4 protein-coding genes and 1 pseudogene are annotated in these 7,632 nt (G+C 57.8%); 3 read left to right on the top strand and 2 right to left on the bottom strand.

All coding sequences use genetic code 11. From position 1 onward, the window contains the following. Positions 1-140 precede the first annotated feature (140 nt). Complete coding sequence (locus BMX29_RS18195; protein ID WP_092815748.1) at positions 141-1,034, top strand: phosphatase PAP2 family protein; 894 nt, start codon at positions 141-143, stop codon at positions 1,032-1,034. A 69-nt stretch (positions 1,035-1,103) separates the two neighbouring features. On the opposite strand, the pseudogene BMX29_RS18190 reads toward BMX29_RS18195, so the two are convergent. After that, a pseudogene (locus BMX29_RS18190) lies at positions 1,104-1,997 on the bottom strand (IS5 family transposase). A gap of 217 nt (positions 1,998-2,214) precedes the next feature. On the opposite strand from BMX29_RS18190, the gene BMX29_RS18185 reads away from it, so the two are divergent. After that, positions 2,215-3,153, top strand: coding sequence for a phosphatase PAP2 family protein (locus BMX29_RS18185; protein WP_175471236.1), 939 nt, complete (start codon positions 2,215-2,217; stop codon positions 3,151-3,153). A 366-nt stretch (positions 3,154-3,519) separates the two neighbouring features. On the opposite strand, the gene BMX29_RS18180 is transcribed toward BMX29_RS18185, so the two are convergent. After that, positions 3,520-4,059, bottom strand: a complete 540-nt coding sequence (locus BMX29_RS18180) for a recombinase family protein (protein ID WP_092815742.1) — start codon at positions 4,057-4,059, stop codon at positions 3,520-3,522. 314 nt (positions 4,060-4,373) lie between these two features. On the opposite strand from BMX29_RS18180, the gene BMX29_RS18175 reads away from it, so the two are divergent. After that, positions 4,374-7,631 (top strand): rhamnosyltransferase WsaF family glycosyltransferase, encoded by a 3,258-nt coding sequence (locus BMX29_RS18175; protein WP_175471235.1) that lies wholly within the window; start codon positions 4,374-4,376, stop codon positions 7,629-7,631. Position 7,632 lies beyond the last annotated feature (1 nt).

Raw genomic sequence — 7,632 nt, 5'->3', positions numbered from 1 at the left:
GATATAAGGTTTCGTGCCAAGCTGGTCTCCATCGCAGATGCCAGCTTGAATCATGCCCTACGCCCGAGGGGAATCCCTTTTGTCAACACGACCTAACTGCGGCTATCTTGCACTGGAATACCTTCTCAGAGATATTTCCGATGTATGTAAACCAGCTCATTGCGCTGGCTCCTGTTATAGTTTGCTTGGCGACAATCTTCCTGATCGTCAAGCGACGTCAAAAAAGAATATCTTTGGTCACCTCAATAACTGGCCTGATAGGGAATTTTTTCTGGCCCGCGCTTTTCATGTGTTTGGGCCTCACGGGCTTCACCACATTCAAACTCATGATCCCAGAGAGCGTGCCATTCTATCTCGATCCAATGATCGCAGACCTAGATTATATGCTGCATGGAGCAGAGCCAGGACTCGTGCTCCAGCAAGTGTTACCAAAATTTTCGGCATGGCCAATCGCCATTTCTTATGGCCCTATTTGGGCATTGGTCTGGGTTGGGGGATTCTTTGCAGTCGCATTTTGTGATGATAGAGAGCTTAGGCAAAGGTATTGGTGGACCTGCGCTTTGAGTTTCTTACTGCTCGGTACAGTTCTGGCCACTGTATTGAGTTCCGTCGGTCCTGTATATTATGAAGCCATTTATGGGGGTACACGTTTCCAAAGGTTGATGTCTGAAGTATACGCATCTGGACCGGGTGATAAAATACGAGATGTTTCTGATTATCTTTGGAGTGCCTATGCCGATGGAAATAACAGTTTTGGCACAGGCATTTCCGCAATGCCTAGTATGCACGTAGCGGTCGTTACACTACAAACACTCGCCGCTATTGATACTCGAAAAATACTTGGTGCCTTCGTAGGCGCGTACGCTGCAATTATACTCGTTGGATCAGTATATCTTGGATGGCACTATGCGTTAGACGGATATGTATCTATAATTGTGGTATGTTCTGTTTGGCGCGTGACGAAATTAGCTCAAAGGAAGGTGAGGAGGGTTAAATTGGGGGGTGAAAATGGCTTTGTTGTGCAAAGAGGATGAAGGATGCACTTCCCCTTTCCCCGGATGCACTTATCCCGTGGGTTCGGTGACAGGTATGCCAAGCGCGATTTAGCCGTTTAACACGGCGGCGCGGACTTGGAGTTTTGCGACCTGGCGATCGAAGTCGCGCGCCATGAGGCTCTGCCCCAGAAGCTTCACGCAGTGCATCTTCGTCTCGGCGCGGCTTCGGCGGTGGTATCCACTCCATTGTCGCTAGATGGCACGGCCGAGGTATTTCGCCGCACGAAGGGCCTCGTTTCTGGGGATGGCGCTTGCGGTCGAGGGCTTCCAGGGCCTGGCGTTTTCTCGGGGCGGTATGACGGCATGGGCGCCACGGTCGGCGACGGCGTCATGGCACTTGAAGGGGTCGTAGGCGCCCTCGGCGGTGACCGAGCTGATCTCTACATCAGCGGGGATCTGGTCAAGGAGTTCGGGCAGCATGGGCGCGTCACCGATGTGACTTCCGGTGTCCTCGATGGCGCGGATCTCCAGCGTCTGTTCATCGACGCCGATGTGGATCTTGCGCCATAGACGGCGTTTCGCGCCGCCGTGCTAGCGGGCATGCCACTCGCCTTCACCCTCTGCCTTGATGCCGGTGCTGTCGATCAGCAGGTTCAGCGGCCCTTGCGAGCCGCGGTAGGGGATGGTCACGGCCAGAGCCTTCTGCCGCCTGCTCAATGTGCTGAAATCCGGCACCGCCCAGTCGAGGCCGACCAGCCGTAGGAGGCTTTCAACGAACCCGGTCGTTTGCCGGAGGGCCATGCCGAAGAGCACCTTCATCGTCAGGCACGTCTGGATCGCGGCGTCGCTGTATAGCGGCTGCCGGCCTCGCTTGCCGGTCGGCGACGGCACCCAGACCATGTCCGGATCGAACCATATCGTCAGGGAGCCACGCTGCTTCAGCGCTTCGTTGTAGGACGGCCAGTTCTTGGTTTTGTCGCTCTGCGGGAGAGGTCTACTCATGCCGCCCCTGCTACCACGCTGGATTCACGAGATGAATCCCTCGCTCGACCTTTGCGCAACAAAGCCGATAAGACTCCCCGACGACTAAGGAGTGGCTTAAAAAAAACATAATACACTGCAACTTACTTTGCAAAGTCTATTAGAATGATCAGATCAGCCCGAGGTAGAGTTGCTTTTGCGTAAGTACGATTCCCCTCCAATCCTGCCGATGGTGTGCATGCCGAGTTATGTTTGCATCGGTATTCTAACCACGCTCAACGTCATAATTATTACGTTCTCTCGAGCTGAGCTGGTGACAGATCGATTGCCCCTCTTCTTCTTTCAGGGCGTTACTCTGCTGGCAGTATTCGTGGCGGCACGGCGCCTGTTGCGGGAAGCTGATCGGCCTAAAACATTTTTAGTCCGTCTGCACTATCTTGCGGAAGGCTTCTTTTTTCTCCACATTTCTTGGCTTAATTTAAGAATCATGAACCATTTATCAATGATGGTGCCATTTCCATATGTGGATGAAGTTCTGGCAGACTGGGATGCAGCCCTACATCTCGATTGGTTAGCGTACCTCAATGCCGTTGTGTCCAGTCGGATTTTGTTCCAAGCGCTCGCTTCAAGCTATACTTCTTTAACTTTCCTAAGTGCGGCTGTGCTAGTCGCGTTAATTTCTTTCGGTTATATAGCGCAAGCTAGAAAGTTTATCGAGGCCTTCCTGATAACCGCATTGGCGTGCTTGATTATTGGAGCCTTTTTCCCGGCAGAGGCCGCCGTTCTTTTCCTCGTTCAAGACTTATCCATTTTTGAGCCATTGGGCTGGGTGCCTGGCGTCTACCACGTACCCTATATGGATGTGTTGCGCTCTCCAAGCGGACCAATAGTGTTGGATCCTGCCAAGCTTCCTGGTTTAGTGACCTTTCCATCCTTTCACACGGCGTCGGGAGTTCTAATTATCTGGGCTTGCCGTAGAACCAATCTTTCAGTTCCAGCATGGATTTATTCATCTGTGATGATTGCAGCCACACCCGTACACGGAGGGCATTATTTCGTTGATCTAATCTCGGGAGCGCTTGTCGCCTTGATGAGCATTTGGCTGGTAACCCGTCTTCATAACCGAAGTGGTTCGGCAGCGCATTTTTTGTCTGTTGAAGCAGAGATGTCGGTCTGATTTTTGGGAAGGTCCGTGTCGCTCAGGGCCGCGCTAGTGGCTGATACGTGCATGGTCCCTATCGTTAGCAATCCTCGACCGGCTGTTCCACTACAGACACGTATGTCCAGCGGGGGCGAGAGCTTCATGTGACCTCCTTCGGACAAAGGGGGCAGTTCCTCATGTCGTTAGGGGGGCAGCTTTCCATGGCGCCCGACAGTCGTTGAGATCGCGGGGCAGACGCATCGGTTGGTCGGTTGCGAGCGCGCAGCGAAAAGCCGTTGTTTTCGTGCTTTCCCCGCGCGCTGCCTGAACCGAATGACCGCCGCCGCTATCACTACGCTTTTGTGTACGTACGAAGGTAGTCTTTCATTCAAGGCCGCTCTCTTAAGCGCGTCGGACCGTGTTGGGGCTGACCTCGAACAGGCGGGCGATCTCGGCCACTCGCCGACCTTCCTCGTCGCGCAAACGCCGCACCTCTTCGCGCTGCTGGTGTGTGAGGGCAGGGGGCCTTCCACCGATCCGGCCTAACTTGCGTGCGCTTGCCAGCCCCTCCCGTGTGCGCTCGGAGATCCGCTCACGCTCGAACTGCGCGATCGAGGCAAAGACGTGGAAGATGAGGCGACCGGCAGAGGTCGTAGTGTCGATGTCTTCCGCCAGGGACCGGAAGCCCGCGCCCTTTGCACGGATCGCCTCTACGATGGAGAGCAGATCTTGGAGCGAGCGAGAAAGCCGGTCGTACTTGGTGACCGACACAACATCTCCGGGCCGGAGCTGATCAATCAGCTTATCAAGCTCAGGGCGAGCACGCTTCGACCCTGAGATCTTTTCTGAGAAGATCCGCTCGACACCAGCAGCGCGAAGGGCATCGAGTTGAGCCTCCAGGCTCTGCCCCTCAGTCGAGACCCGTGCATAGCCCAAGATCATCTCTCGTCCCTCCACAAACCTTCCAAAACCTTGTCGGTTTGGAACGGGGTTTATGGAGCGCTTAAGGCACTGACAACGAACAGGCTAGTCAAATCGTTCTAAAACGACCGTTTTTGGAAGGCAGGAGAGAAGCATGCTAATGCCGCGGGGGCAGTCGCTTCTCTTCCACATAGAACCATAACGCCATACGGTGCGCGTTCGCGCTTGGCTCGGGGCCGAAAGCTTGCCATGTCATGCCCGGTCTCCTAAACCCCCGCTGGCTGACAACTCCGCACTCAGAGCGATGGCTTTCCATGGTATTCCGACGACTCCACATGCCGCGATTGCACAGCGAGGAGAAGGTCCTTCGGACCCTGGAGCCGTATTTTGATGCCGAGCACTATCGCAAGCAGGTCCCCGGTCTCGCAGGACACAACGACCGCTCGCTACTTCAGCACTACTGCAACTGCGGCTGGGAGCGTAATCTCGATCCCACACCGGATTTTTCGACCGAGCGCTATCTCGCGGCACATCCAAGCATCCGCCAGCGACAGATCAACCCATTCTACCACTACATCACCACCGGTCGCGCTAGGGGGCTTGATCCTCGCCCACCGACCCCAGACGAGCGCGATGCCGAAATCATAGCCCCGTTTTTTGACGCGAGCTTCTACCGGGCAGTCTGCCCAGACCTTGCGAACTTTTCAGACTCGCGTCTTCTTACCCATTTTAATCGGCACGGCTGGAAAGAGGGACGCGACCCCTCCCCGGAGTTCTGCGTTCGGCGGTATCTTGAGGCCTACGCAGACGTCGCGCTGGCAGAAATGAATCCACTTTTACATTATCTGCAATCGGGGCGCGCGGAGGGCCGTACGTCCCGTCCGGCCTGCGGCCTCGATGCGGAGATGGAGGCCACACGCCCCTATTTTCACGCCGACTATTACCGGATCACCCATCCGAGCCTCACCGATGTGAGCGATGATCGGCTGCTCGAGATTTTCCTGACGCGCGGTTGGAAACACAGACGCGATCCATCTCCGGATTTCTCGGTTTCAGGGTACCTCAAACTGCACCCCGACGTGCGTTTGGCGGAGATCAACCCCCTTCTGCATTACGCAACCTCGGGGAAGATGCAGGAACGCGAGACGGTCCGGCCCTTTCCGGTACGTCTACAAGACATGACCGCCGATGAGGAAGCCATTCTCGCCGGTGGGTTTGATCCAGATTATTACCGTGCACAGGTCTCTGGTCTGCCCGAAGACGACCGCGAGGCTCTGCGGCACTATGTCGATAAGGGCTGGCATAAGGGTTTCGATCCGGCTCCCGACTTCTCAACCGAGTTCTACCTGCGGACCTACACGCCCGACTCGGTTATCTGCCCACTTGCCGATTATAGGCTCGTCCCGCACAAGCCACCGCGGCGCGCCGCCGAAGGGCAACCGGCCCGCTTCGTGCACCGGCCACGAGCCGAAATGACAGGGCTGAGGGGCATGCAGAGCGTTCTCGATGCGCGAGACGCGAGCCATATGGAGCAGCCTGCGCCTCCTGCAATGATCGATGCTCGCGCCCTCGACCTGCATTGGATCGTTCCCGATTTCTCGCCGGGAAGTGGCGGACACATGACGATCTTCCGGATCGTCCGCCTGCTGGAGAATTTCGGTCACCGCTGTACGATTTGGATCGAGCGACCGACGCAGCATGACACCACCGACGCGGCTTACGAGACCCTGGTTAAGTACTTTCAGTGCGTTCAGGCCGAGGTGCGTCTGGTTCGGGACGGGCTGTTCGAGGTACGTGGCGACGCGGTCATCGCAACCGGCTGGTCGACTGCCCATCTGGCCGATGCCTCGCGCGGCTTTGCGGCGAAGTACTATTTCGTCCAGGATCACGAGCCCGACTTCTACCCCGCCGGAAGCGAGCGCATCCTTGCCCAGCAGACCTACGCGTTCGACCTCGCGTGTATCTGCGCCAGCCCATGGCTCGAGACGATCATGCGCGAGCGCTATGGACGCTGGAGCCGGGGTTTCCACCTTGCCTACGATCCCGAGATCTATCGTCGGCGCGAGGTCCCAGCCTCGCGCACCGGCCGCCTGAAGATTGCAGTCTACGGGCGCGAGCACACCGCAAGGCGCTGCGTGCAACTGTGTCTCTTGGGACTCGACATTCTCGGCGCACGGCGGGACGATTTTGAGGTGCACTTCTTCGGTCAGGCGGAGATGCCTTTCGATGAGACACCGTTCGAAGCCTATAATCACGGGGTGCTGAGCGCCGAAGAACTGGCCCGTCTTTACGGAGATTGCGATCTCGGTCTCTGCGTGTCGGCCACCAACTACTCGCTGGTTCCCCAGGAGATGATGGCCTGTGGGCTGCCAGTGGTCGAACTCGACGGCGAAAGCACCCGCGCGATTTTCCCGGAGGGCGTGGTGACGCTGGCCGCGCCCACGCCGGATGGCATTGCGGATGCGCTCGGTAGCCTTCTGGACGATCCCGCGGCGCGGGCGTCGCAGCGGGATCGAGCTGCGGACTGGGTTGGCCCGATGACTTGGGAGACCACCGCCCGCGAGGTCGAGGGCGCGCTTCTCGAGCGCCTGCGCGAGACGGGCGTGGAAATCGCGGCGCCAGCGATCGTCCCGACCCCTGCACCGATCCTCGACGTGGTCATTCCCACTTACAACGGGATGGGAGAGATCGAAGAGGTGATCGCGTCCCTGCGCGAGCAGAGGCTGGCAGATCGGATACAGATCCACTGCATCGATTCCTCCTCCTCGGATGGCACGACCGAATGGCTCCACGCGCAGGAGGACGTGAGCACGACGGTGATCGCGCAGAAGGACTTCCAGCACGGCCGCACCCGAAATTTCGGAGCGAGCCTCGGCAGCGCGCCGCTGATCGCCTTTCTGACCCAGGACGCGATCCCTGCCACCCGAGACTGGGCCACCGACATCGCCAAGATGATGGCGCACTACCCCGAGGCCGCGGGCCTATTCGGGCGGCATTTGCCGCATCCGCATCACCCGCTCTTCGTTCGGCGCGAGATCGAGAGGCATTTCGAGAACATGCGCAGCCGCCCTCTCGCGGTCTCGAAGGAGACCGATCCGCTGCGCTGGAATACCGGCGAGATCGCTTGGCGGCAGGCCCTCTACTTCTATTCGGACAACAACTCGGCCATGCGCCGAGACGTCTGGCGCGAGATCCCCTACCCCGAAATCGATTATGGAGAGGATCAAGTCTGGGCCAGCATGATTCTGGAAGCGGGTTACACCAAGCTCTACGCGCCCACCGCGACCGTCTATCACAGCCACGACTATGACGCGGACGAGACTTTCAAGCGATCCAAGATCGAGTCGGCCTTCTTCTTCGAGCAGTTCGGTTGGGAACTTGGAACCGGAACCGAGGAAGAGCTCGAACTTCGCATTGATCGTGAGCAGACCGCCTTTTTGAAGTGGGCGGCCAAGAACGGGGTCGACGCCGCCGAGATCGACCGTCGGCACGGTGCGATCGCGGCCAAGCATCGCGGCTGGCGCGCTGGATTGTACTCCGCTCGCGCCATAGCTGAGGGCCACGAGGCAGATCTTCCAAGTCGTGGAGACTGAC

This window comes from Roseivivax marinus (assembly GCF_900109705.1).
GTDB classification, from domain to species: domain Bacteria; phylum Pseudomonadota; class Alphaproteobacteria; order Rhodobacterales; family Rhodobacteraceae; genus Roseivivax; species Roseivivax marinus.
Note: the sequence above shows the minus strand (reverse complement) of the source record. Positions and strands in the feature narration are given on the sequence as shown.